The sequence below is a fragment of the Vibrio sp. 811 genome (assembly GCF_033339195.1).
The window spans coordinates 1-773 of sequence record NZ_JAWOUB010000309.1; the positions used below are offsets into that span (position 1 = coordinate 1).

General features: G+C 49.3%; 1 protein-coding gene. It reads right to left on the minus strand.

Annotated features, from left to right (window positions below; all coding sequences use genetic code 11):
* Positions 1 to 773: flagellar basal-body rod protein FlgG (gene flgG / locus R7Q46_RS26540; protein WP_318078131.1), on the minus strand; the 773-nt coding region annotated here is incomplete at both ends.

Genomic DNA, 773 nt, shown 5'->3' on the forward strand with positions numbered 1-773 from the left:
AACGAAGCTCATCATCTTATCGACAGATGAGATCACTTTAGAGTTCATTTCGTACACGCGCTGAGCTTCGATCATGTTGACCAATTCTTCTGTCACGTTTACGTTGGAGGCTTCTAGCATGGATTGGCGAATTTCACCTAAACCGTCCAAACCCGGAACACCTTCTTGCGGGTCGCCACTTGCGCCTGTTGGCAAGTAAAGGTTCTGACCGATTGGCTCTAGGCCACCTGGGTTAACAAAGTCTGTAATGGTCAACTGGCCAACGACTTGGTTATCTTGCTGACCACGTACGCGCACAGATACTTCACCGTCCGTACCGACAGTGATAGAAATCGCATCTTCAGGAATCACAATTTCAGGTTCTACTGGGTAACCAGAACCAGATGTCACTAACGTGCCTTCACCATTTAGCGTGAACTGGCCGTTACGGGTGTAACCGATGTTGCCGTCAGGCAGAGTCACTTGGAAGAAACCATCGCCTTCCACCATCATGTCCAATGCGTTGGTGGTGGTTTGCGCATTACCGTGCGTGTGCACTTTTTGCGTTGCAACCACTTTAGAACCAGCACCAAGCATCAAGCCACTTGGCAGCTCGGTGTTTTGAGAAGACTGACCACCCGGCTGGTTGATGTTTTGATAGAACAAATCTTCAAAGACCGCACGGCTTTTTTTGTAGCCCACGGTCGAGGCGTTCGCCAAGTTGTTCGAAATCGTAGCGATGTTGGTTTGTTGGGCGTCTAGACCTGTTTTACTTACCCATAGTGCTGGATGCA